The following is a 24,163-nucleotide window of genomic DNA, read 5'->3' as shown; positions in this document are numbered from 1 at the left end:
GTGGGGGTACGTCGCCGGTTGGGACCGGATTTTTGTGGCGAAAACCGATGGGGTTTTCGCCGGATGAGGATAGTGCGGGCGGTGACGCGCTGGGGTGCGTCGACCGCGAAGCATGGGGCGAGAGTAGGCGATGAAGCGCTGACGCTCGCCGACCGCGAAGCATGGGGTGAGAGCAAGCGCTGAAGCGCCAACTCTCGCCGACACCGGAGACACACATCATGTCAGCACCCGCAGCAACCGCAACGGCGCAGCTCCCGCCCGCCACCGACGGCATCTGGTACAAGTCGTACCCGCGCGGCGTGCCGCACGAAATCGACGTCGCGCAATACACGTCGCTCGTGCAATTCTTCGACGAATGCACGACGCGTTTCGCCGAGCGAGTCGCGTACGTGAGCGCCGGCGCATCGATGACCTACCGCACGCTCGCGCAGAAAGTCGATGCGTTCGCGTCGTATCTGCAAAGCATCGGCGTGAAGCCGGGCGACCGCGTCGCGATCATGCTGCCGAACACGTTCCAGTATCCGGTCGCACTGTTCGGCACGCTGAAAGCCGGCGCGATCGTCGTCAACGTCAATCCGCTCTACACCGCCCGCGAACTCGCGCACCAGCTCAAGGACAGCGGCGCCCAAACCATCGTCGTGTTCGAAAACTTCGCGCGCACGCTGCAGGACGCGCTGCCCGACACCCAGGTGAAGAACATCGTCGTCACCGCGCTCGGCGACCTCCTCGCCGACGGTCTGAACGCCAAAGGACACCTGATCAACTTCGTGCTGAAGCACGTGAAGAAGCTCGTGCCGCCCTACAACCTGCCGCAGGCGGTGCGGCTGCGCTCGGCCCTCGCGCTCGGCGCGCGCACCAAACCCCAGCCGGCGCGCGTCACCCGCGACGACCTCGCGTTCCTGCAATACACCGGCGGCACCACCGGCGTCGCGAAAGGCGCGATGCTCACGCACGGCAACCTGATCGCGAACCTGCTGCAAGCGAAGGCATGGATCGCCGACCAAGTGTCGGGCGACGTCGAAACCGTCCTCACGCCGCTGCCGCTCTACCACATCTATTCGCTGACGGTGAACGCGTTCATCTTCATGGGGCTCGGCGGGCGCAACATCCTGATCGCGAACCCGCGCGACATGACGATGGTGATGAAGATCATCCGCAACGAAACCTTCACCGGCATCACCGGCATCAACACGCTGTACAACGCGTTCCTCGACAACGAAGAATTCCGCAAGCGCGATTTCTCCAAGCTCAAGCTCGCGATGGCTGGCGGGATGGCGATGCAACGCGCGGTCGCGGAACGCTTCGAGGAAGTCACGGGCAGGCCGGTCGTCGAAGGCTACGGGCTCACCGAATGCTCGCCGATCGTCACGATGAACCCGGTCGACCTCAGCGACATGGCCGCGTTCAGCGGCTCCGTCGGCCTGCCCGCGCCATCGACCCAGGTGCGCTTTCGCCGCGAGGACGGCACCTGGGCCGGCATCGGCGAGCCCGGCGAGCTGTGCGTGCGCGGCCCGCAGGTGATGCGCGGCTACTGGCAACGCCCCGACGAAACCGCCAAGGTGCTCGACGCCGACGGCTGGCTCGGCACCGGCGACATCGGCGTGATGGACGAGCACGGCTTCATCCGTCTGATCGATCGCAAGAAGGACATGATTCTCGTATCCGGCTTCAACGTGTACCCGAACGAGATCGAGGAAGTGCTGGTCATGCATCCGGGCATCAGCGAGGCTGCGGCGATCGGCATTCCGGACGAGGTGCACGGCGAGCGGATCAAGGTGTTCGTCGTGCGGCGCGACCCCGCGCTCACCGTCGACGACGTGCTCGCGCATTGCCGCAAGAACCTCACCGGCTACAAGATGCCGAAGTCGGTCGAATTCCGCGACGCGCTGCCGCAGACGAACGTCGGCAAGATCCTGCGCCGCGCGCTGCGCGACGAGGAGCTCGCGAAACTCGAGGCCGCGAAACAACGCTGAACGATGGCTCGCCCGGAGACGCCGCCGATGAACCCACGAACGATGCGCCGCGCCGCGCATGCGGCCGCCGCCGTCGCATGCATGCTGACGCTGGCGCCGCCGCCGCACGCGCAGGAAACGGCCGCCGCTGCCGCCAGCGCACCCACGGCCACAGCCACGACGCTGCCGGCCGAGCTCGACAAGGTCACGCACGAACCGGCTGCGCAGCAGGCACGCTGGCTGCGCGCGGCCGCGCAGCGCGGCACGCTCGCGCAACTCGACGACGCGACGCTCACCGCGCTGTTCAACGCGCTCGATCCGCTCGCGGTGCCGCTCTATGTCGGTCATGGCCCGAACGGCTATCCGTCGTACCAGTTCACGATGGCGCGGCAGGAACGCATCAACGGCAAGTGGCCCGACACGCCCGACCGCATGCTCGTGAAGACGACGCGCGAGCCGCTGCGCGTGTACGCGAAATGGCTGCCGGGCGGCGCGCATGCGGGACAGGAAACGATCTACGACACGACGCTGCGCAAGGACGAGATGTACGGCCATCTCGGCGGGCTGCTCGGCAAGATTCCGCTGTGGACGGCGCTCGACGGCGCGCTGGCGCGCGCCCAGTCGAATCACCAGGTGAAGGATCTCGGCACCGAGTTCATCGCGAACCTGTACCTGAGCGAAGCAAGGAAATACCAGGAGGCCGGCGTCCAGCGGCCGACCCACGTCGAAGCGAAAACCATCGGCGGCGTACGCGTGGTCGCCCTCACCTACGAAACGCCGACCGGCCGCCCGCAGTTCTATGCGAAGAAGGAAGTGCTCGGCCTCGATCTGCACGCGCCCTACTTCCGGACCGTCGAGTCGTACGACAACGACGGCAGGATCTTCGAGCGGATCGTCATCGAGACGATCGCGCCGGCGACGCTCGACGCGTCCGCGTTCGATCCGAAGAACCCGGACTACGCGTTCTGAGCGTCACGCGTGCTGCGCCGCGCGCCGTGCTCAATCGTCGTCATCGTCGTGGTGCTTGCGCCAGTGCTTGTAATAGTGCTTGCGCCACTTCCGGTAACCGTCGTCGTCATCGTCGCCGTAGTAGCCGTACCCGTAGCCCGGATAGGCGACGACCGCCGGCTGCGGCGCCACATAGACCGGCGCCGGCTCGACATAGACCGGCGCGACCGGCACGCCGATCCCGACGGACAGGTCGACGTGCCCCGCCATTGCGCTGCCGGACGCGACCAATGCCGCGCCGCCGATCCACACCGCCAAGCCCCTCTTGTTCATGTTTCGTTCCATGTTCCGCCGGCCTGCCCGGCATTCGCCGCGACTGTAATCCGGACGCGCACGACGAGGTGCTACGCCGCTGCGAGAGTCGTAACGCGACGTAACCGAACGGCAATCGGCCGTTCGGCCGAATCGCGAAAATGCCCTGGAGCGTCTATAGTGGGTTACGGTTCGACACAATCGCGATCACGCGCGGGCGGAACGAACAGGGTAGAATCCCGCTAAATACTTGGTGAGCGATCACGCCACACACACGCACAACACATCTCTGACGCAGGCTCCTGCCGCACCTCAATGGCCAATCCCGCAGAATCCCATCCGCAAAACGACTTCATCAATTCGGCACGCAAGGAACGTAAGCGTGTTGAAATCTATCTCGTCAACGGCATTCGTCTGACGGGTTGCATCGAGTCGTTCGATCAGTACCTGGTGATGCTGCGCACCCCTGTGGGTCTGCAAGGCATCTACAAGCGCGCGATTTCGACGATCCAGCTCGACACGGGCGGCTCGCGTCCCGGCGGCCCGCGCGGCCCGCGTCCCGGCGGCCGGCCGGGCGGCCGTGAAGGCGGCGGCCACAGCCCGTACGGTTCGCACGGCGGCTCGCGCGAGTCGCGCGGCGACGGCGGCTACGGCTCGCGTGAACCGCGCGAGGGCTACGGTTCCCGCGAACCGCGCGAAGGATACGGCTCGCGTGAGCCGCGGGAAGGCTACGGCGCACCGCGCGAAGGTTATGGCGCACCGCGCGAAAGCTACGGCGCGCCGCGCGATACCAGCGACGCACCGGGCAGCAGCGCGCCGTCCGATTCGCGTGGCGGCACCGGGCCGGTGATCGTCACCCGGCGCCGGCGAATCGTGCCGGACGGCCAGTAAAACAAAAGGGCAAGCCAAACGGCTTGCCCTTTTTGCTGGTAGGCCGGCGCGGCATGTCGCCGCACCGCGCACCCCATGACCGCTCAGTGTGCCGTCGACGGCAAGCCCGCATTGGCCTCACGCTGCAGCGCGCGCACCTGCTTCTGCAACGCGCGCAACTGACCCTGAAGCTGCGCCTGCTGCGTCTGCAGCGCCGCCGTTTCGTCGCGTACGTTCTTCTGGTGATCGGCGACCGCGGCCTGCTGCTCGTGCGCGATCGACAGGTCGGCTTGCAGGCGACGTGCGCGGTCCTGCGTGGCCTGAATCTGCCGGTCGGTTTGCGCCTTCTGCGCTTCCAGCTTCGCCGCCCGCAACTCGTTGACGGCCAGCCGCGCCGCCTGATGCGAGAAGTCGCGGTAGATCGCTTCGGCGCGCGCGTCGTCGTGCGTCTTGATCACACGCCAGAACGCCTTCTGCTGAAACAGCGCCACGAAATACGCACCGTCCTTCACGTTGAACAACAGGCTCGCGCCGTAGCTGCCGTTATAGTTCGTGCGCATTTCCGTCAACGCATGCGCCTGCATCTGCCGCTGCAGCTCGTCGACCGTGCTTTGCCCGGTCGTCTCGCCCGCCTGCGGCTGCACCGACTGAACCTGCGGATCGAGCGCCGGAATCGCCGCTACCGGCGCCGACGCCTGCTGCACCGCCGATGCCGCATCGGCTGCCAATCCCTGCGCGTACACGCCCTGCATGCCTCCCATCATGGCGAACAGCACGCATGCTCGCCCCAACCCCGTAATGTGGCTCATGAATTTTTATTCCCGCCCGTGTCGTTGTAATTGAGCGCGATTTTATCTCATTAATTAATCGCTTTCGCGAGTCTCGGGCTCTTCGTCGAAGATCTGGTACTTGCGCATCTTTTCCCACAGCACCTTGCGGCTGATGCCGAGTTGCTGCGCGGTGTCCTGGCGTCGCCAGCCGTTGGCGTCCAGTGCGGCAATCACGCGGCTGCGTTCGTTCATGTCCCACTTGCTGCGATCGACGAACACTTCCGCCGCGCTCTCCGCCGGCACCGGCTGCGCCGAATTGCGCGCGTGCGCGATCAGCCGCTGCAGCCGCGCGGCATCCCAGCCGCCCGTCTGCCGCACCGTCACGCCGACGCGCTCGGCCAGATTGCGCAATTCCCGCACGTTGCCCGGGAAATAGCTGTCCGCGACCGCGTCGGCGAGCCAGTAAGGCAGGTCCGACAGTTCGGCGAGACGCGCCTCGCCCACCACGTCGGCGACAAACGACTTGAACAACGCGATCTTGTCGACCGCGCCGCGCTCCTCGAGCGACGGAATGCTCAGCTCGATCACCGCGAGCCGATAGTACAGATCCGCGCGAAACAGCCCGTCCTTCACGAGTTGCGGCAGCTTCTTGTTGCTGGCCGCGACGAGGCGGAAATCGACCTTGACCGGCGTCGTCGCACCGACCCGCAGCACCGCGCCGTCCTCGAGCACGCGCAGCAGCTTGACCTGCTGATACAACGGCAGATCGCCGACTTCGTCGAGGAACAGCGTGCCGCCCGCCGCCTGCTCGAAGTAGCCTTTATGCGCAACAACCGCACCCGTGAACGAGCCCTTCGCATGGCCGAAGAACAGCGATTCGAACAGGCCGTCGGGGATCGCGCCGCAGTTCACCGGCACGAATTCGCCGTGCCGGTAGCGCGAATGCTTCTCGTGCAGCAACTGGGCGATGCGCTCCTTGCCGACGCCGGTTTCGCCGTGCAGCAGCACGTTGGTGTCGCAGTCGGCGAAGGTATCGACTTCGTGCAGCAGCGCCTGCATCGACTCCGAGTGCGCGACGAGTTCGGACGGCTGCAGCGTTTCGGCCGCGTGCGCGCGCAATTGCGTGACGAGCTTGCCGACCATCCCGCGCAGTTCGGCACAGGTGAAGTCGAGCGGCAGGATGTGCGAATAGTCGGGCGGATACTGCGACGCATCGTGATCGCGCGCCGCACCGACCCACACGACGGGCATGCCGATGTTGGCCTGCCAGTCGCGCAGGAACGCCGCACCGGTTTCGATCATCGTCACGCTGATGATCGCGAGCGACGGCCGCAGTGCGGCGCGCTCGGGCGAGATCTCCGCGTTGTCGGCACGGATCACCTCGACGTCGAAGCTCGCCATGCAGCGGGCAACGCGGTCGACGATGTCCGCCTTGCCTTCCCAGACGTACAGGTCGAGTTCTGCGATTGCGGGCGTGTTTCTCATGATTCAGTACGGCTACGGTTATGGACGAAAGATGCGGCATCGCAGGTCGGTCGCAGGCGACGGCCGGCTGCGCGGGCCGCCCTCCCGCTGCGCACGAACGCTGCGGGCTTCATTGCACGAGCATCGGATTGCCGCATTTGATCGAGTCCGGTGTATTGGTGACATAGGCGTTCCCGAGACTCAGGCCCAGCAGGCCGGTGACCGAAGTCAGCAGCGAGTCGACGGGTTGCAGGAGCATCGGAACGAGCGTACTGCCCAACGCCGACAGCAGCGGCCCCAGCACGACGTTGAGTATCGGAGTCGTTACGTCGCCCAGTAATTTCAGCAGGCCGCCGTTGGCCGTCAACTGCACCGACAGACCGCTGTTGAGCGCGCTCTGAACCGTGGGGGACAAAAGCTGGTCGGTGCCGGCGCTCAGCGTGTACGGCGACGATGGCGTGCCGGGATACGTGAACACCAGCGGCGTCGGACTTTGATTCGCGACGGGGATCGTCAACTGTCCCGGCGTGAGATTGATGTTGACCGAAATCTCGGTCAGGTCGAGCGCGCCCAGCGTCAGCACATCGACCAACGTCGTCAGCCCGGAGATCAATCCGCCTAGATTGAGCAGGTTCAGCAGGCTCTGCAGATTGACCGATACCAGCGTGATCGGCGTCGCACTGCCGCTCGCCGTATATCCGCTCGGCGCCTTCAGGTTGATCGGGGTGTTCGCCGAGCCGCCGAGATAGACGGCAAGTAACCCGGTCTGCACGTTTACCGTCGCGCTCTTCGTGCCGTTCGCGGAGCAGGTGACGGATGCGAGCCCGGCCGTCGCCGGAGCGACATAAGCGGTAACGGGCAGTTGAACGGCTGCCAGCGGCGTCGCCTTGCCTGACGGACATGTGCCCCCCGGAAAGACGAGCGAACCGTTCGAACACGTCGACAGCAGCGAAATCGACATATTCAGGAACACGTTGCCCTGCGCGGTCGACGTATTGGTCACGCAGTCCGACGTCCCGCAATTGGATGGCCCGGGCGGGCCGCTCGCCGTGGACGGCGGCATTCCGGTCAGCGCCACCGAACCCGTCACCGTTGCATTCAGCAGCGGTGCCAGTGCGGTCGGCGTCTGGACCATGATGCTCGGAATGGATACGGCGTTCGTGCCGTTCGCGACCTGAAGTGCGGTCGACAGCAAACCGAACGCGTTGACGCTCGCATCGACCGCGGAGCTTCCCGTGGCGGTCGCAACCGACACCAGCTGATTCAGTGCGATCGTGGGGCCGCCGCATGCGCCCGCGCTGCACAGTCCGGCCGTGATTGCATTCAGCACGTTCAGCTTGACGCTGGCGACGTTCTGCTGCGTCGCCGCCTGAATCATCGCATTCGCAAGCTGCCCCAGCGTCACCGTGCCGTTGAGCACCGACGTGCTGGAGCCGACCGGCAGATTGGCGAGAATGCCGGCGAGCTTCAGGTTGACCTGCGCCAACCCCTGATAATCGACCGCGTTGAGCGTCAACGCATTCGGCGACCCCGTCAGCAATTGAAGCAACTGGTTCGCGAGGCCGCCGTTCAACGACGCAAGCGACGAGGACAGCGTGAAGGTGTCCGTCGGCGTGCTCTTCGCGATCGCCGAAGCGCTGATCGTCGTTCCACTGCGGAAAAATCCGATGACCGGCTCGGAGACGGTCACGCATACGGCATTGGCCGACTGGCCGTTTGCAGTTCCCGCCTGCAGCCCGCCGCATTGCCCGGCGGTCGGATCCCCGGCAGTCGGTGTAAACAGCGCGCTGCCGCTACTCGACTGAGGCGCTGTCCAGACACCGCACGTCACGGACAGCGTCGCGTTCGCCGGCACCGCATTCGCAGTGGGGTTCGCGACTTGCTGGGCGGCGGTCTTTGCCGCCGTGCACGTCGAGTCGGCGCTCGCCTTCATGACGGACGACAGCGCGGCCAGGTCTGCGGCCGCCTGCATATGGCGTCGTTCCGAATAAAACCGGCCGATATCGATGCCGCTCAACACGATGACGGCCACCGACAGCCAGATCGCCGCCATGATCGCAATGGAGCCGCGCTGGCGGCGCTGCGCGAGCCAGCCGGAGCCGCGGCGCCGTGCCATTCGTGATTGATCTGCGCGCATCGCCACTCGCTTACTGCGCACCCTGCCCGCTGCCCGACATCCCGCCGGACGCGCCGAGTTGCGTGCTCATCGACTCGGGAATCTTGTTCTTGAATGAATCGAGATAGCGCTGGTAGACCAGCGACGCAACGTCGCCGAGCAACGGTTGCGTCGGCGCTGCAGCGCGGTTCTGCGCCTGCAGCGTCAGCCAGTCCCGTGTCGAACGTCCGACGACGGATGCATCGGGCGCCGCATCCTGCTGCTGTGCGTGTGCGCCGACCGGACCGAGCGTGATGCACGCGATCGCAGCCAACGCCGCATGCCGGCCGGACCACATGTTTCGATGACGATTGTTGTTCATGTCGTTCCCCGCCTGTCTGTTCATTGTGCAAACCGTTGCAACAGCGGCACGGTCTGGTCATAGCCGACATTGTTTGCCATCGGCGTGATGGGGGCAGTCGCGGCGCGGCGCGACACCACCGGCGGCGTCGCAACCGCGCGCTGCTGCGCGCGTGCGGCAGCTGCGATTTTCGCCGCATCGCTGCTGATGTCCTTGCGGATCCCGGCCGGCATACGCTGCTGATTCATCAGCCGTTGCGCGTCCTGGGTGCGGCCGGCGGCAAGCAGATACAGCGCGAGGTTGCTGACGATCTTCGGATTGCGCTGATCGAGTTCCGCCGCCTTCATCAATGGGACCCGCGCGCCGACCACGTCCCCGTTGCGCAATTTCGCGTATGCGAGATCGGACAACAACGACGCGTCGGTCGGCGCCAGGTCGGCAGCCTGCGTGAGCGCCTCTACCGCGCGACCGAAATCTCCGGCCGCTCCGGCGATCAGCCCGAGGCCCCGATAACCGCGGGCGGCCAGCGGCGTCTTCAACAATTGCGCGTATGCCGCCGCGCTGGCAGCCGGCTGGTCGGTCATGCGCAACGCATCTGCGCGCAGCAGAATCGTGTCCGGCGATACGCCGTAGGTCTTGTCGTACGCGTCGATATGCGCGAGCGACGCGTAATACAGACCTTGTGTCTGCATCCGCTGGATCAGGCCGAGATACATGCCCGGCGTATCGGGCACCGCTTGCTTCTGGTCCGCGGCCTGGATCAACGCCGCACGTTCGGTCTGCGCGCCGACACCGTACCCGCTCTCCTTGGTCGCGCACGCAACGAGCATCAACGCCATCGTCGCCATGCCGACCTGCTTTGCCATCCTGCCGATCCGCTTCATCGTCCTTCCTTTCGTCCGTCAATGATGCACGGCTAGCGCGCGCATCACGGCCAACAATCCCGGCCCGGCAGTCACGATCAGCAACGCAGGCAACAACGTCACCACCATCACGCCGGTCATCTTCACGGTCAACCGCCCGATGCGATCCCGCAGCATTGCGCGGCGCGTCTCGCGCAATCGATCGCCGAACTGCTTGAGCGGCTCCTGCACCGCACCGCCATGCTTGTCGACCTGCACCATCAGCCGCGCGATCGCGCGCAGGTCCTCGTTGTCGAATCCGCTCGACAACCGCTGCATCGACTGGTCGCGCGTGCGGCCGGCAGCAAACTGGCGCTGCGCGATCCCCACTTCCGACGACAGCACCGGCATCATCCCGCGGAAATCGTTCGTGACCACCTGCAGGCTCTGGTCCAGTGACAACCCGACGCCCTGCAGTAGTCGCAACATGTCGACGAACAGCGGCAGTTCGTCGATCACGCTCTGGCGTCGCGCGGCCGCACGACGCTGTACGTAGAGTTTCGGCAGCATGAAACCGACCGAAAAAGCGGCAAACATGCCGATCGTCCAGTACCCGCCTTTCATTCTGCCGCTCGCCAGTATTGCGAACAGCAGCGGCACCGTGATCCCGCAAACGAGCCGCGCGCTCAGGAACAACCCGCGTGTGCGCGCGTCGACATACCCGCATTGCTCGAGCAACCGACGGTCCTCTTCGGCGACGATGTGCTTGCCGAAACCGGTATCGAGCAAGCGCATTCCTGCCGCCGCCAAGCGCGACAACATGCGCTCGATACGCTCGCGGCCGCGTGCTACCTGTTGCGTGCCCGCGCCGTCGTCCGGCGCGGTGCGCGTCCTCGCGGCCTCCAACGCCGCCATGCGCCGCTCGAGCGCATCTGCAAGCGCACGCTCCGCGCGTGAGGCCGCACTCGCACGCAGCAATGCCGCCATGCCGAGCAACAGCACGCCGAGTGCGCCAAGCGCGAGCGCTATTGATCCGATTTGAGCTGCCGTCATCGCGTCACCTGAGCCTAGCCATTCGGTACAACCACAGACTGCCGGCCACCTGCGCCAGAAATGCGAGCATCAGAAGCGTGCGACCGCTCGGATCGTTCCACATGCCCTCCAGGTATCTCGGATTGGTCATCACGACAAAGCTGCCGATCGCGATAGGCAACATCACCAGCACGAACGCCGACAACCGCGTCTCCGCCGACATCGCCGTCAGCTCGCGCTCCGCCTGCTCGAGATCGCGCATGAACACGGCCATCCGCTCGAGCATCACGTCCGCGCGTCCGCCGTATTTCACCGACAGCCGCAGCACCGAGCCGAGCAGCTCGAATTCCTTCGTGCGGTACACCTTCGCGACATGCAGCATCGCGCGATCGATCTCGACGCCCGAGCGCAGCATCCGCGACACGTGATCGAGACAGCCGCGCAGCGGTTCCTCGCACGTCAGCAGCGCCGCCTGGAACGCCGCGGGCACGCTGTTGCCGAGCGTCACCAGCCTCACGATGCCGTCGAGGAACGACGGAATCTGCCGGACGATCTTCAGCCGTCGCCGCTGGATGCGCGATGCCAGCCAGACGCCGAACATCGCGCCGCCGCACACGAGCGCCGCCAGACCGGCGAGCACGCCGGCGCGATGGGTCGCCAGCCCGGCGATCGCCAGCAGCACGGCCAGCGCACCGATCGCCTTGCCGCGAGCGCCTTCGATGCCCGCGCGGTTGACTAGATTGGCGAGGTACTCGGCGGCCGACGCATACCACTGCACCCAGAAGGCCTCGGCCATCGCGCCGCGCGCGCCACCGGACGGCGACGCGGTGCGCGCGCCGGCAGATGCCGCCGCCGGCTGCGCCGGCGCGCGCGCGCCCGGTTCGAGCCGGCTGTCGATGAAGCGCTTCGCGTCCGTTCGCACGCGCCGGGTTTCCGCATGTCGCCACAGCATCAATGCCGATGCCACGCACAGCATCGCGACCGCGAGCACCCAGACCATCGCGCTATACATTGAAGCCCCCGCCGCGACCGAATCCGCCACCGCCGAACCCGCCGCCGAACCCGCCGCCGAATCCACCGCCCGCCGCGCCGCCCGACAGCGTCTGACGGAACCGCGCGAGCTTCGGCGAATGCGGATGGATGCCGAGCGACTCCCAGTGATCGACTTCCTCGCCCTCCGGCGTCACACGCGCCTCGTAGCGATACAGCTCCTGCGTCGCGATGATGTTGTCGGACAGCCCGGTCACCTCGGTGATCGACAGAATCCGGCGACGCCCGTTCGACAGCCGCCCGATCTGCACGATGAAGTCGATCGCGTTCGCGATCTGCCGCCGCAGGCTCGACTCGGTGCCCTGGAAACCGGCGAAGCCCGCGAGCATCTCGAGACGGTACAGGCACTCGCGCGGCGAGCTCGCATGCACGGTGCCCATCGAGCCGTCGTGGCCGGTGTTCATCGCCTGCAGCATTTCGAGCACTTCGCCGCCGCGCACTTCGCCGACGATGATCCGGTCCGGACGCATCCGCAGCGTATTGCGCAGCAGGTCGCGAATCGTCACCACGCCGGAGCCGTCGAATCCACCCGGCCGGCTCTCGAGCCGCACGACGTGCGGATGGTTCAGCGACAGCTCGGCCGTATCCTCGATCGTCACGACGCGCTCGGGCTCGGGAATATGAAACGCGAGCGCATTGAGCAACGACGTCTTGCCCGAGCTCGTGCCGCCCGACACGAGCACGTTGCAGCGCGCTTCGACGGCCGCCTCGAGCAGCGCGCCGATTTCTTCGTTGTACGTGCCGTTGCCGAGCAGGTCCGACGGCTTCAGCGGATCCTTGCGGAACTTCCGGATCGACACGATCGGGCCGTCGATCGACAGCGGCTCGATCACGACGTTCACGCGTCCGCCGTCCGGCAGTCGTGCATCGACCATCGGGTTCGACTCATCGAGCCGGCGGCCGATCGGCGCGAGGATGCGCCGCACGATGCGCAGCAGATGCGCGTTGTCGGTGAAGCGCACCGGCAGCTTGGCGAGCATGCCGTGACGCGACACGTACACGTCGTTGTAGCCGTTGATCAGGATGTCCTCGACGGCCGGGTCCGCGAGCAGGTCCTCGATCGGCCCGAAGCCCGCCAGCTCCTTCGTCAGCGCCTCGGCGATCGCGCGCACTTCGTTCTCGTTGAGCGGAATGCGGCGCAGGCGCACGAAGCTGTCGATCTCCAGATCGACGAACTGGTTGATCGCCTGGCGCGACCAGCGGCCGAACTCGGCGCCCAGCTCCTCGATGCGCGTGAGCAAGTGCTCGTGCGCGGCATTCTTGATGTCGTGGAATTGCTGGGTCTGGGAGAACGGCGCTGCGCCGTCGGCAAATTGGATGTCGTGTGCCATCGGTTACGACCGCTTGGACGAAGGTTGAATGAAGCGCTTGAGCGCGGACAGGCGCGGCGCGGCACGCGACGCGCCGGCCGTGCCGGAGATGCCCGGCAACCGCACGGCGAGGGATTCGAGGGCGCGCACGTACGGATCGCGCTCCGCCGCATCGACGATCAGCCGCCCCTGGTTCGCGGCATGGCCGATCGCGACGCGCCGCGCGGGCAACGTGCCGACCAGCGACAGCCCGAGACGCTCGGCGATCTGCGCGGGCATCAGGTCCAGCGCGGGGTCGTACTGGTTGACCACCAGCTTGACGCGATCGGTGTCGATCCCCGCGTCACGCAAGCCGGTGAGCAGATCGGCCGCGGACACGATCGACGCGACGCCCTGATCGCAGACGAGCCACGCTTCGTCGGCCGACGCAGCGATCTGCGTGACGAAGTCGCGATTGGAGAAGCCGCCGAGATCGACGACCTGCTGATCGAAGAACGCGCGAAACCGGTTCAGCAAGCCGACGCAAGCCGCATACGACACGTCGCGCAGGCCGCCGAGGTCGGGCGGCAGCGTGGTCAGCGCCACGCCGCTCTGGTGCCGCGTCAGCGCGGTGTTCACGAACGTGCGGTCGATGCGGCGCAGGTTCTGCACGGCGTCGATGAAATGGAACTCGCAGCGCGTGTTCAGGAACAGCGCGCCGTCCCCGGCCGGCAGTCCCAGATCGACCAGCGCGGTCTGACGGCCGGCCGGCGTGCTGCCGCCGTGTTGGTCTTTCGCGCCCGGTCCGAGCGCGTGCTTCTGCAACCACACGGCGAGATTCGCGGCGAGCGTGCTGACGCCCATGCCCGCGCGCGCGCCGAGCAACGCGACGACCTTGCCGTGGCGACTCGCCGGCTCGCCGACGTTGGACAGCAGGCCGCGCGTCGTGCGCAGCGCCTCCTCGGCAGGCGCCGACACGTCGATGAAGTCGCGCACGCCCGCGCGCAGCGCGGCGAGCGTGCTCTCCGGCTGGGCCAGCGAACCGAGCGCGACGATCGGCAAGCCCGGATGCGCGGCGCGGATCGCGGCGACGGCAATGCTCGCCGCGTCGCTGCTTGCGGAGAAGTCGACGAACACGAGCGCCGGGTTGAGGCCGGTGATGCGCTGCGCGAGCACGCCGGGCTCGAGCGATGCGGCTTCGACCGCACCGGCCGACACGAGCGTGTCGGCGAGCCAGCGCACGTGTGCTTCCTTCTGCGATGCGCAAACGAAGTAGTCCGTCACGGCGGGTTCACATAGTGATTCGATTCGTGCATTCATGTCGCACACTCCCGATTGCGCAATGCGCCGCGCGGGGACCCGGCGCGTCGTGCTTCGTGCTCATTTCGAAAACCCCGGCGCCGCGTCCGGCGACGCCGCACCGCCGAGATACGACCGCCATACCGGCCCGTCATGCTGCTCGGCCAATTCGCCGGGCGTCGCGGGCAGCACCGCGCCCTTCGCGATCGGCGCGACGAGATGCGGCGTCACGATGATCAGCAGTTCCTTGTCGTTCTGCTGGTAATTCAGGTTCTTGAAGAACGTGCCGATGATCGGCAGGTCGCCCAGCAGCGGCACCTTGCTGACGTTCGACATCGTCTGACGGTCGATCAGGCCGCCGATCACGAAGCTCTCGCCGTCGCCGAGCTCGACCGTCGTGTCGGCGCGGCGCGTCGTGATGCCCGGCACCGCGACGCCGCTGATCGTCACGCTGTTCACGAAATCGAGCTGGCTCGATTCCGGCGCGACCTTCAGCGCGATCCGGTTCGGGCTCAGCACGGTCGGCGTCAGCGACAGCCCGACGCCGTATTGCTTCCACTGGATCGCGGTCGAGCCGAGCCCCTGCGGCGACGGCACCGGAATCTCGCCGCCGGCGAGAAAGCTGGCGCTCTGGCCGGACAGCGCGACGAGCGTCGGTTCCGCGAGCACGCGCGCGAGGTTGTTCGCTTCGAGGAGCGACAGGTCGGCGAAGATGCCGTGCCCGGCCGCGTTCACGACCAGATTGAAGGCGGACGCAACGGGTGCGCCGAGCGTCGGGATATAGGCCGCCGTACCGGGACCGGACCCGCCGTTGTACGACTGCACGCCGCCCGGCGAGAACGAGCCGAACGAAAAGCCGTTGCTCTGTTTGAAGAAGTTGAAGCCGACCTGCTTGAGCACCGACCGGCTGAATTCGACGACGCGCACGTCCACTTGCACCACGTTCTTGCCGGCCAGCGTCGAACGATCGATCACCGCGCCCTTCGGGCTCATGTTCTTCGCGACGGCCACCGCGCGTTCGTGCGCATCGAGCGAGCCGGCCGTGCCGCGCAGCACCGACGTGCCGCCATAGGCCTTCACCTGCGGCGTCGACGCGTCGAGCACGGCCTGCGCGGCCGCATCGACGACTTCGACGTTCCAGACCGTCGGCTCGTCGTGGCCGCGCTCCCAGACCATCACGTTGGTGGTGCCGGGCGCCTTCGCGGTCAGCAGCACGGAGCCGGCACGGCTGCCTTTCATGATCAGCACGTCGGCGATCGCCGGATCGCCGACGGCGACCCGCTGCAGCGCGCGGCCGGCGGCGATCTGCCGCTGCGCGCCGACCGCGAGCTCGATCGTCCCGCTCGCGCTTGCCATGGATGCGAAGGTCAGGGCCCACAAAGCCATCGCGAATGCAGTCAGGGTGTTTTTCATGGATTGTTGTACCGTGGCACGGCCATTACATGTCGTCGCTGATATCGATAGGAATCGATGCTCTTCAATACGCAACCGTTTCCGAGCGGCCGCCGCGGATCACTTCGATGCTGCCGCCGCTGCCCGTCGCCCCCGCGGCGGACCGCACGGCCGGCGGAAGGTGCGACGGCAGCGGCGGGACATTGACATTGGCCGCCGCGGCATTGCGCTGGGTGCCCGACAGCTGTTGCAGCGAGACGCCGGCAGCGGCCAGCGCCGACGGCGACAGCTTGTTGTCGGTGCGTACCGCGACGGTCTGCATCGCGAGCTCGTCGTCGCGCGGGTTGCGCAGCGCGAGCGTCAGCCGGCCGGTGGCCTCGCCAAGCGTCAACGCGTCGACCTGGGCGGTCGGCACCGCGAGTACGGCGATGCGGGCGTTGCTCGGCTGGCCGTTGCTGCCGTTCGTGGTGCTGCCGCTGTCGCGCTCCGGCGTCGCGTCGCCGAACGACAGCACGCGTACCTTCGACATCAGCAGGCGCGCCTGCGTCTGGGACACCTCGCCGTCGAACATCGCGCCGCCGCCTTCGCGCTTCAGATTCAGGAACACGTCGACGAAGTTGCCGGGGCGCAGCCGGTTGCCGACGGCATTGGTCTCGTCGACGCGCACCGCGATCGCGCGCTCGCCAGGCTGGATGTCTTCGGCGAGGCCGGAAACCAGCGCGTCGGGCGTGATCGGCGCGGATGCGGGGATGTCGCGGGCGGGGACACGGCCGACCACGGTGGCGGGATCGACCACCGCTCCTGTCGGTACCGATGCAATCGCCTGCAGTTTCACCGCGTCGGCGGCGATCGGCTGGCCCGCCGGCAGCGTGCGCGTCGCGATCACGACGGGTGCGGGATTGGCGGCGACCGCCGGTTGCGCGGGCACCGAATGAGACGCACTGCGTCCGAGCATCCACGCGTAGAAGCCGAGCAGAACGGCGATCGCGATCAGCAGCCCCGCGATGATCTTCGTTACGTTATTGGCCATTTTGTCGTTTGGGGTGCCGGTATTGGGGCTGTGTCGATTATTTTGGTCAGGAACATCGTGCGTCGCGAAGCCGCCGCTTCACGACACGGTCTTCATTGAAGCAGCGACTGCGAAATCTGGACTACTGCCGTACTGGTCAACGGCTGAGTGACAATGGTTCCGAGAAACGGCATGGTGGTCACCCACGCTCGAGGCGAATAACTCACCGTGACCGACAGGCAATACAGCGTCGCGTCGTACTTGCATGCCGGTGCCTGCACCGTGACGCTGGGCGCGCTGATATTCAGCCAGCCCACGACGGTCTGCGCGGCAGACTGCGCTTTCGACGTGCGGGTCGCGAGGTCCGGCGCGTAGTTCAGCGCCGCGCGTGCGCCTTCGCTCGCCGCGAACGTCAGGCTCTGCTGAATCACGAAAATCATGCCGAAGCAGATGATCGCGTAGCAGATCACGAAAAAAAGCGGAAAGATGATCGCGAATTCGACGGCGGTCGCCCCGCGCTGCCGCCGATATCGCGCCGGACGCCCCTGCCGCTTCATCGCACGCCTCCCGCCGTAGCGACACAGACGAGCCACAGCGCCGCGGGAATCGCGAGGCACGCCCCATAGGGCGTCGCGCGATACCGGCCCAGCGCCAGCGTCGGCGCACTGCGGCCGCGCAACGCGCGAAGCGGCGTGCGAGTCAACAACAGGACCGCAAGCGCATGCAGGCAAGCGACCAGGCTCGCCGCGATCCATAGCCACAATAGTCCGTGCACGCCGCACCACGCACCGAGCGCGGCGAACACTTTGACGTCCGCCGCGCCCATCACGCGCGCAACGAAAAATGGCAAAAGGCACGCCATCCCGACGAGCATGCCGAGCAATGCGTGCAGCGGCGCGATGCCGAACGGACTGGCGCCGCACAACGCGCTTGCGAATGCGGCAGCAACGCCGCCGAAGACGAGCGAATTCGGAATTCGTCGGTAGCGGATATCACTGGCCGCGACGAATATCGCCCAGGCCAGAAAAACCCCGACTGAAATGAAATATGCCATCGCGCCACGACCGATCGCGGATATGGATCAGACGGCTCGCACCAGCGAGCCGTCTGACATCGCGCCTAAAAACGACGATTGGGAATACTCAGCTGCCCAATTTGCATGCGGACGCAACGGTAGCGCTCGCGCCGCCAAGCGACGAGACACACGATCCGATCGATGTAAACATCGTGTTGAGATTGCCACCCAGCGACGACACGCCGGCGATGATGGCGACCGCGACAAGACCCGCGATCAACCCATATTCGATCGCGGTAACCCCGGTTTCTTCCTTGAGGAAGCGCTTGATGAGTGCTTTCATTTTATTCCTCGTGCCTGTATGTACGTTCTTTGGCCTGTTATACGTTGTACATCCCCGCATATCCGGCCGTTGCCCCGCGTGATTCGTTACTTGTGCTGTAACGACAAGCGGGTGCGCTTTCTTTATAGGTCACCCCGAAGGGCGCATACGACGATTTGATGCAAGTTAACATTCGCGATAGTGATCCTCCTCGAACGTCGTGTACCGGACTGTACATTTACTTACACCGATCCGGATTCTATATCCGATCCTATTTATGTTCCAACCTCTTTTAAGAGCCGGCCGAAAAACTTTCCGCCGCAGGACCATTTGTACGGGGTTTCGGTACGACTTACACATAGGATTTACGATAGGTTAGATGTGCACATCTAGTCCACCAGTAAAACAATTCGCGCACCCGTGCCACCTGCCCCACATCCACGTTACGCCGCGCGCGTAACGCCAAAGACCGCACGTTACGTTACGAAACGCGCGAAATCGTTTGCCTCAATCCGGCTTTAAACAGTTTCAACAATCTTTCAATTACCGCCAATGCCTTTTGCGACAAGGAATTGGCGCGTTTTAAGCGATTCATCGACTCCGTCGCCATCGGAATGGCACGACAGTTGCAGAGTAATCCTCGCATCACCCAACACAACATCAGCTTCAATGCGAGGACGAAATGGACATTCAGGTTATCCCTCATGGCACGCTCCGGACGACTATGATCGCGGCCACCGTGGCAGCCATGCTTTCCCTTTCCGCGTGCGGCGGTTCCGGTTCGATCAGCAAGGGCATCAGCGGCGGGTCGAGCTCGGGCGGCGGCGATTCGATCTCCACCTCGGGCGGCGGCACCTCGGGCGGCACGTCGGGTTCGACCAGCGGCAGCACGTCGGGTAGCACCAGCGGCTCGACGAGCGGTTCGACCAGTGGCTCCACCAGCGGCTCCACGAGTGGAACGACCAGCGGCACGTCGAGCGGAACGAGCGGAACGTCGGGTGTGTCGTCGAACTCGGTGGGAACTGTCCTCGCAAGCAGCGGCAATATCGTCACCGGAGTCGGTTCGACGGTATCGGGTCTCGGCACCGTGATCGCCGGTCAGTCGCTGCCCGGTGTGAACCCCGGCACGACGCAGGCGGCCGGCGGCATCGTGCAGAGCGTCGGCGGCGCGGTCACGGCACTCGGCAACGGCCTCGGCAGCGGGCTCGGCCAGCTCGGCGCAACCGCCAACCCGGTGGGTGTCACCGTCGCCAGCACGGGCAACGTGGTCAACCAGCTCGGCGGCGCAGTGACGCAGACGGGCAACCTGGTCACCAGCCTCGGCAGCGGCCCGCTGGCGCCGCTCGCACCGGTCACCGGCGCCGTCGGTGGCCTCGTGACGACCGTCGGCAACGCGGTCTCGGGCGGCGGCACGACACTGTCGAACGTGCTGTCGACCGGGCCGGTCCAGCAGCTCACGCAAACGGTCAGTTCGGCCATCACCCCGATCACGACGATGGTCGGCCAGACGACGCAGACGATCGGCACGGCGACCGGGCTCGGCGCGCCTGTCAACACGCTGCTCGGCACGATCGGCAACGGCCTGAACCAGGGCGGCGCGCTGATCGCATCGACGGGCGGCAATCCGATCACGACCGGCCTCGGCAACACCGTGTCGTCGGCGGGCAATACCGTGAAGTCCGTGGGCGGCCTGCTGGCCGGCAGCTCCGGCGGCGCGACCAATCCGCTCGCGCCGCTCACGGGCCTCGTCTCGACCGTCACCGGCACGCTCGGCGGTGCAACGGGCGGCGGCAGCGGCCCGCTCGCACCGGTCACCGGCCTCGTCTCCACAGTCACCGGCGCACTCGGCGGCGCAGCGGGCGGCGGCAGCGGTCCGCTCGCGCCGGTCACCGGCGCACTCGGCGGCGCAACGGGCGGCAGCGGCGGCCCGCTCGCACCGGTCACCGGCCTCGTCTCCACCGTCACCGGCGCACTCGGCGGCGCTGCGGGCGGCGGCAGCGGTCCGCTCGCGCCGGTCACCGGCCTCGTCTCCACCGTCACCGGTGCACTCGGCAGCGCGACGGGCGGTGCTGCCGGCAGCGGCCCGCTGGCCCCGGTGACGGGCGCGCTGTCCACGGTCACCAGCGCAGCCGGCGCGCCCGCACTGAGCGGCGCCACGGGCACCGTCACGAACTCGGGCTCGGGTTCGAACCTGCTCGCGCCCGTCACGTCGCTGATCGGCGGCCTGCTCGGCGGCACGCACGGCAAGTAATCCGGCATCCATTCATCGACAAGACAGCGAGGAGTCCAATCATGTCCCAACAACGTTCCTTCACGACGGCCGCCCTGCGCCCGTGGCGCGCTCCCCTCACCGCGTTCGCGGCAGCGTGCGTGCTCGCCGCTTGCGGCGGCGGCGGCGTCAGCTCGCCGCCGACGAGCAGCACCAGCGGCACGAGCGGTACCAGCGGCACCGGCAGCAGCGGGACGAGCGGCACCAGCGGCACGACGACGGGCACCAAGGGCGTGGTCAGCACGGTCGGCCAGACCGCGACGGACCTCGGCAGCACGGTGGGCAACGTCAGCCTGCCGGGCCTCGGCGACGGCGTGACGAAGGGCGTCGGCAGCACGCTGTCGAGCACCGGCACGATCATCGGCGCCGCCGCCGACGCGTTGAGCAACGGCCTCGGACAGACCGGCACGACGAGCAATCCGGTCGGCACAACTGTCGCGGGCCTCGGCAACGTGGTCGGCGCGACGAGCAATACCGTGTCCGGCCTGAGCTCGACCGTCAAGGCGCTCGGCACCGGCCCGCTCGCGCCGCTCGCACCGGTCACGTCGCCGGTCGGCACGGTACTCGACACGGTCGCCAACGGCCTGTCCGCGGCGGGCACGACGATCGGCTCGACGCTGTCGTCGGGCGCCGTGCAGCAGGTAACGCAGCCGCTCAGCTCGGCGATCACGCCGCTCGTCATCACCGCCGGCCAGGTCACGCAACAGGTCGGCACGACGACGGGCCTCGGTCAACCGGTGTCGGGCCTGCTCGGCCAGATCGGCGGCGCGATCAGCTCGGCCGGCACGCAGGTCGCGGGCACGTCGAAGCAGCCGCTCGTCGGCGACGTCGGCCAGCTCGTCACCGCGGTGGGCAATACCGTGACCAACGCGGGCGGTCTCGTGAACCCGAACGGCCCGAACGGTGCGGCACCGATCCCCGGCCTGATCACGAGCCTCGTCGGCAGCTCGACGGCGACGGTCCAGAGCGGCTCGTCGTCGGGTTCGGGTGCGACGAACCCGCTCGGCGGCCTGCTGTCCGGTCTCGGCTCGACGCCGCTCGGTTCGCTCACCGGCGCGGTCGGCGGCGCGACGGGTGGCTCGGGCAGCAGCCCGCTCGCGCCGCTCACCAATCTCGTGTCGACGGTCACGGGCACGCTCGGCGGAGCAACGGGCGGCGCAAGCGGGGCAAACCCTCTCGCGCCGGTGACGGGCTTGCTGAATACTGTCACGGGTGCGGTCGGCGGCGCAGCGGGATCCGGGGGATCGTCGAGTCCGCTTGCGCCGGTCACGTCGCTCGTCGGCGGCGTGTCGGGCTCGGCGTCGTCGGGCAGCTCGACCGGCCTGCTCGCGCCGGTAACGGGCCTGCTCGGCACGCTGGGCAGCGTCGGCAAGTAAGGAGGACGGCCGCGCCCGTGCAGCCGGTGCACGACGCGCGGCCGTACCAACACGACCGGCAACGCGGCACGCGGCGCGCAACATTCCGGTGTCGCGCGCACGCAATACAAAGAAGATGAAAAGCAAGGCCTACGAGGAAGAACAATGAAATCCAGACTCGACAGTTGGATGCTGCTGCTCGCCATCGCAGCGGCCGGCGGCGCACACGCGCAGACGCGCGCGGCAGGCAACCCGCTCGACTCCCTTCCGCAGATCAACACACCGAAACAAGGTCCGAACGTCACCGTGCAGGTCGCGCCGCAGGCGCCGCAACTCCAGGAGCTGCTGTCGCGACATCTGACGCCTTCCACGTTCCAGGTCGAGGGCGTGAAGTCGGTGCCGTTCGACGAAATCTCGCGACGCTTCACGCCGCTCGTCGGCAAGGACATCACGATCGGCCAGCTGATCGAGACCGCCAACGGCGTGACCAAGCTGTACCAGGAGCGCGGCTACGCGCTGTCGTTCGCGTTCGTTCCCGCGCAGACGTTCGAGAACGGCGTCGTGCGCATCACCGTCGTCGAAGGCTATGTATCCGACGTGAAGGTCACCGGCAAGCCCGGCGCGATGGAGTCGAAGATTCGCGCGATTGCCGCGCACATCACGGCCGACCGACCGCTGCGCCGCGCGACCTTCGAACGCTACGTGAACACGTTCGGCCTCCTGCCCGGCGTATCGGTGAAGGCCAACGTGCCGCCCCCGCAGACGACCGACGGCGCAACGACGCTCGAGCTCGCCGTCGATCGCAAGGCCTTCAACATCAGCACCGGGATCGATTTCAATCACCCGGGCGTCCAGGGGCTCATCACGGCGACGGAAAACGGTCTCACGTCGTTCGGCGAGCAGCTGAGCATTTCGGCGCTGGTGCCGCCCGGACGCGACAAGCAGACCTACGTCGCGTTCAGCGGCGCGGTGCCGGTCGGCAGCAGCGGCCTCGTCACGCGGCTGGATGCCAGCACCTACCGCGGCAAGCCGACCGACAACCCCGGCCTGCCGTCCACCGTCGAGCGCACCGTGAAGAACGAGAAGCTCGGTCTTTCGGCTTCCTATCCACTGCTGCTGAACAACCAGCGCAGCCTGCTCGGCACGGTGTCCGGCTACGCGTCGCACAACGAAGACCGCTACCAGAACACGATCACCGGCAACAGCATCGACACACGTTCGCAAGTGCGCGTGCTGCAGATGCAGCTCGACTACACGAGCGTGTCCGCCAAGCAGGTGCAGAAGCTGAGCGTCAACGTCGCGAAGGGCTTCAATATCCTCGGTGCGTCGAAGTCGCAGAACACGACGATCGGCGGGAACACGACATCGGCCGACAGCCCGATCTCGCTCACGTTCGTGCGCACCGGCGCGACCTTCACGCAGACCAACGAATGGCCGTTCAAGATCGGCACGTCGGTGTCGCTGACGGGCCAGTACAGCCCCGATTCGCTGCCGACGTCGGAACAGATCTCGTTCGGCTCGACGCGCTATGCGCTCGGCTACCAGCCCGGCGAAACGTCGGGCGACTCGGGCTGGGGAGCGTCGCTGGAGGTCAATCGCGCGTTCACGCCGGGCTGGACCTACATGAAGTCGATCACGCCGTACATCGCGTACGACATGGCGCGCGTGTACCTGCACACCGGCACGCCGTCGCCGAGCCGGCTGTCGTCGGTCGGCATCGGCGTGCGCTTCACGGACAACCGCTATTACAGTCTCGACCTGAACATCGCGAAGCCCGTCGGCGATGCGCCGGTCGAAAGCGCATCGCGCAGCCCGCGCGTGAACGCGGCGTTTTCGTATCAGCTCAATTGATTGCGCAGCGCACGGCCCGCATGTGGCGGGCCGTTTAGATTAGAGTCCCGTCTATCAAACGCGGCACGCTGTTTCACGTATTCTGACGTGGCTCGCAACATGCCACCGCCCTATGCAGGCGGTCGTGCGAGCGAATCGAACACGACACGAAACAAGGAGGAAGACAATGGTTCAACTGACCCGCCCGTTGCGCGCACTGGCCGTCGCCGGCGCACTGCTCGCTTGCGCTGCCCCCACCTTCGCTCAGGCCGACAGCCCCGTCGGCATGTGGCAGACGATCGACGACAACACGCACGCGCCGAAGGCCCTCGTGCAGATCGCCGAAGATGGCGACGGCTCGCTGTCGGGCAAGGTCGTCAAGGGCCTCGGCGCGAACGACACGCCCGATCGCCGCTGCACCGCATGCACGGACGAACGCAAGGATCAGCTCATCAAGGGCATGACGATCATCAAGGCGATGAAGAAGGACGGCGACCACTGGGACGGCGGCAACATCCTCGATCCGGAAAACGGCAAGGTCTACAAGTGCAAGATGTCGCTGGAAGACGGCGGCCAGAAGCTGGTCGTGCGCGGCTACATCGGCGTATCGCTGCTCGGCCGCTCGCAGACCTGGGTGCGCGCGCAGTAATGCAGCGCGCGTCGATGCGCGCGATGCAATGAAAAATC

At 66.6% G+C, this 24,163-nt stretch carries 23 protein-coding genes; 7 read left to right on the top strand and 16 right to left on the bottom strand.

Features of this window, described 5'->3' with window-relative positions; translation table 11 throughout:
- Positions 1–218 precede the first annotated feature (218 nt).
- Both MYA_RS06665 and MYA_RS06660 read left to right on the top strand, forming a co-directional pair.
- Positions 219–1,973: an AMP-binding protein gene (locus MYA_RS06665; RefSeq protein ID WP_014722951.1), complete on the top strand. Its 1,755-nt coding sequence runs from the start codon at positions 219–221 to the stop codon at positions 1,971–1,973.
- A 27-nt stretch (positions 1,974–2,000) separates the two neighbouring features.
- Entirely contained in the window at positions 2,001–2,921 is a 921-nt protein-coding gene (locus MYA_RS06660; RefSeq protein WP_014722950.1) for a DUF1571 domain-containing protein, read from the top strand.
- Between the two features lie 30 nt (positions 2,922–2,951).
- Here the strand turns inward: MYA_RS06660 and MYA_RS06655 are convergent, their stop codons facing one another.
- Entirely contained in the window at positions 2,952–3,233 is a 282-nt protein-coding gene (locus MYA_RS06655) for a PXPV repeat protein (protein ID WP_041493957.1), read from the bottom strand.
- A gap of 294 nt (positions 3,234–3,527) precedes the next feature.
- Here MYA_RS06655 and hfq point away from each other — a divergent pair, with 294 nt between their 5' ends.
- Positions 3,528–4,103 carry an RNA chaperone Hfq gene (gene hfq, locus MYA_RS06650; RefSeq protein ID WP_014722947.1) on the top strand — a complete coding sequence of 192 codons (576 nt, stop codon included), beginning with the start codon at positions 3,528–3,530 and terminating at the stop codon, positions 4,101–4,103.
- A gap of 83 nt (positions 4,104–4,186) precedes the next feature.
- On the opposite strand, the gene MYA_RS06645 is transcribed toward hfq, so the two are convergent.
- From MYA_RS06645 to MYA_RS31830, 15 genes are all read right to left on the bottom strand, one after another.
- The gene (locus MYA_RS06645) at positions 4,187–4,891 is read right to left on the bottom strand and encodes a DUF2968 domain-containing protein (protein ID WP_011884635.1); all 705 of its coding nucleotides are present in this window, start codon (positions 4,889–4,891) and stop codon (positions 4,187–4,189) included.
- Positions 4,892–4,945: 54 nt separating this feature from the next.
- On the bottom strand, positions 4,946–6,337 hold the full coding sequence (locus MYA_RS06640) for a sigma 54-interacting transcriptional regulator (RefSeq protein ID WP_011884633.1): 1,392 nt from the start codon (positions 6,335–6,337) through the stop codon (positions 4,946–4,948).
- A 109-nt stretch (positions 6,338–6,446) separates the two neighbouring features.
- On the bottom strand, positions 6,447–8,453 hold the full coding sequence (locus tag MYA_RS06635) for a pilus assembly protein TadG-related protein (RefSeq protein WP_238539583.1): 2,007 nt from the start codon (positions 8,451–8,453) through the stop codon (positions 6,447–6,449).
- Between the two features lie 10 nt (positions 8,454–8,463).
- Complete coding sequence (locus MYA_RS06630; RefSeq protein WP_011884628.1) at positions 8,464–8,793, bottom strand: DUF3613 domain-containing protein; 330 nt, start codon at positions 8,791–8,793, stop codon at positions 8,464–8,466.
- Positions 8,794–8,813: 20 nt separating this feature from the next.
- Entirely contained in the window at positions 8,814–9,656 is an 843-nt protein-coding gene (locus MYA_RS06625; protein ID WP_011884626.1) for a tetratricopeptide repeat protein, read from the bottom strand.
- A gap of 18 nt (positions 9,657–9,674) precedes the next feature.
- Positions 9,675–10,667: a type II secretion system F family protein gene (locus MYA_RS06620; RefSeq protein ID WP_011884625.1), complete on the bottom strand. Its 993-nt coding sequence runs from the start codon at positions 10,665–10,667 to the stop codon at positions 9,675–9,677.
- A gap of 4 nt (positions 10,668–10,671) precedes the next feature.
- Positions 10,672–11,658: a type II secretion system F family protein gene (locus MYA_RS06615; RefSeq protein ID WP_014722945.1), complete on the bottom strand. Its 987-nt coding sequence runs from the start codon at positions 11,656–11,658 to the stop codon at positions 10,672–10,674.
- A complete protein-coding gene (locus MYA_RS06610; protein ID WP_011884621.1) occupies positions 11,651–13,027 on the bottom strand; it encodes a CpaF family protein in 1,377 nt (458 codons plus the stop codon). Before MYA_RS06610 ends, MYA_RS06615 begins: the two co-directional genes overlap by 8 nt.
- Before the next feature lie 3 nt (positions 13,028–13,030).
- Entirely contained in the window at positions 13,031–14,305 is a 1,275-nt protein-coding gene (locus MYA_RS06605; RefSeq protein WP_011884619.1) for a fimbrial protein, read from the bottom strand.
- Positions 14,306–14,365: 60 nt separating this feature from the next.
- Entirely contained in the window at positions 14,366–15,697 is a 1,332-nt protein-coding gene (locus MYA_RS06600) for a type II and III secretion system protein family protein (protein ID WP_011884617.1), read from the bottom strand.
- A 64-nt stretch (positions 15,698–15,761) separates the two neighbouring features.
- Entirely contained in the window at positions 15,762–16,706 is a 945-nt protein-coding gene (gene cpaB / locus MYA_RS06595; protein WP_014722943.1) for a Flp pilus assembly protein CpaB, read from the bottom strand.
- 92 nt (positions 16,707–16,798) lie between these two features.
- The gene (locus MYA_RS06590; protein WP_011884614.1) at positions 16,799–17,242 is read right to left on the bottom strand and encodes a TadE/TadG family type IV pilus assembly protein; all 444 of its coding nucleotides are present in this window, start codon (positions 17,240–17,242) and stop codon (positions 16,799–16,801) included.
- On the bottom strand, positions 17,239–17,739 hold the full coding sequence (locus MYA_RS06585; RefSeq protein WP_014722942.1) for an A24 family peptidase: 501 nt from the start codon (positions 17,737–17,739) through the stop codon (positions 17,239–17,241). The genes MYA_RS06590 and MYA_RS06585 overlap by 4 nt, the downstream gene beginning before the upstream one ends.
- Positions 17,740–17,827: 88 nt before the next feature.
- Complete coding sequence (locus tag MYA_RS06580; RefSeq protein ID WP_014722941.1) at positions 17,828–18,043, bottom strand: Flp family type IVb pilin; 216 nt, start codon at positions 18,041–18,043, stop codon at positions 17,828–17,830.
- Between the two features lie 460 nt (positions 18,044–18,503).
- Complete coding sequence (locus tag MYA_RS31830) at positions 18,504–18,728, bottom strand: hypothetical protein (protein WP_014722940.1); 225 nt, start codon at positions 18,726–18,728, stop codon at positions 18,504–18,506.
- On the opposite strand from MYA_RS31830, the gene MYA_RS06575 reads away from it, so the two are divergent.
- From MYA_RS06575 to MYA_RS06560, 4 genes are all read left to right on the top strand, one after another.
- Positions 18,705–20,273, top strand: a complete 1,569-nt coding sequence (locus tag MYA_RS06575) for a collagen-like triple helix repeat-containing protein (protein WP_041493819.1) — start codon at positions 18,705–18,707, stop codon at positions 20,271–20,273. The genes MYA_RS31830 and MYA_RS06575 overlap by 24 nt on opposite strands.
- A gap of 41 nt (positions 20,274–20,314) precedes the next feature.
- A complete protein-coding gene (locus MYA_RS06570) occupies positions 20,315–21,667 on the top strand; it encodes a collagen-like triple helix repeat-containing protein (RefSeq protein WP_014722937.1) in 1,353 nt (450 codons plus the stop codon).
- A gap of 144 nt (positions 21,668–21,811) precedes the next feature.
- Positions 21,812–23,497 carry a ShlB/FhaC/HecB family hemolysin secretion/activation protein gene (locus tag MYA_RS06565; RefSeq protein WP_014722936.1) on the top strand — a complete coding sequence of 562 codons (1,686 nt, stop codon included), beginning with the start codon at positions 21,812–21,814 and terminating at the stop codon, positions 23,495–23,497.
- A gap of 166 nt (positions 23,498–23,663) precedes the next feature.
- A complete protein-coding gene (locus MYA_RS06560) occupies positions 23,664–24,125 on the top strand; it encodes a DUF2147 domain-containing protein (protein ID WP_014722935.1) in 462 nt (153 codons plus the stop codon).
- The last annotated feature ends 38 nt before the right edge of the window (positions 24,126–24,163 follow it).

The organism is Burkholderia sp. KJ006 (genome assembly GCF_000262695.1).
Classification (GTDB): Bacteria; Pseudomonadota; Gammaproteobacteria; order Burkholderiales; family Burkholderiaceae; genus Burkholderia; species Burkholderia vietnamiensis.
Note: the sequence above shows the minus strand (reverse complement) of the source record. Positions and strands in the feature narration are given on the sequence as shown.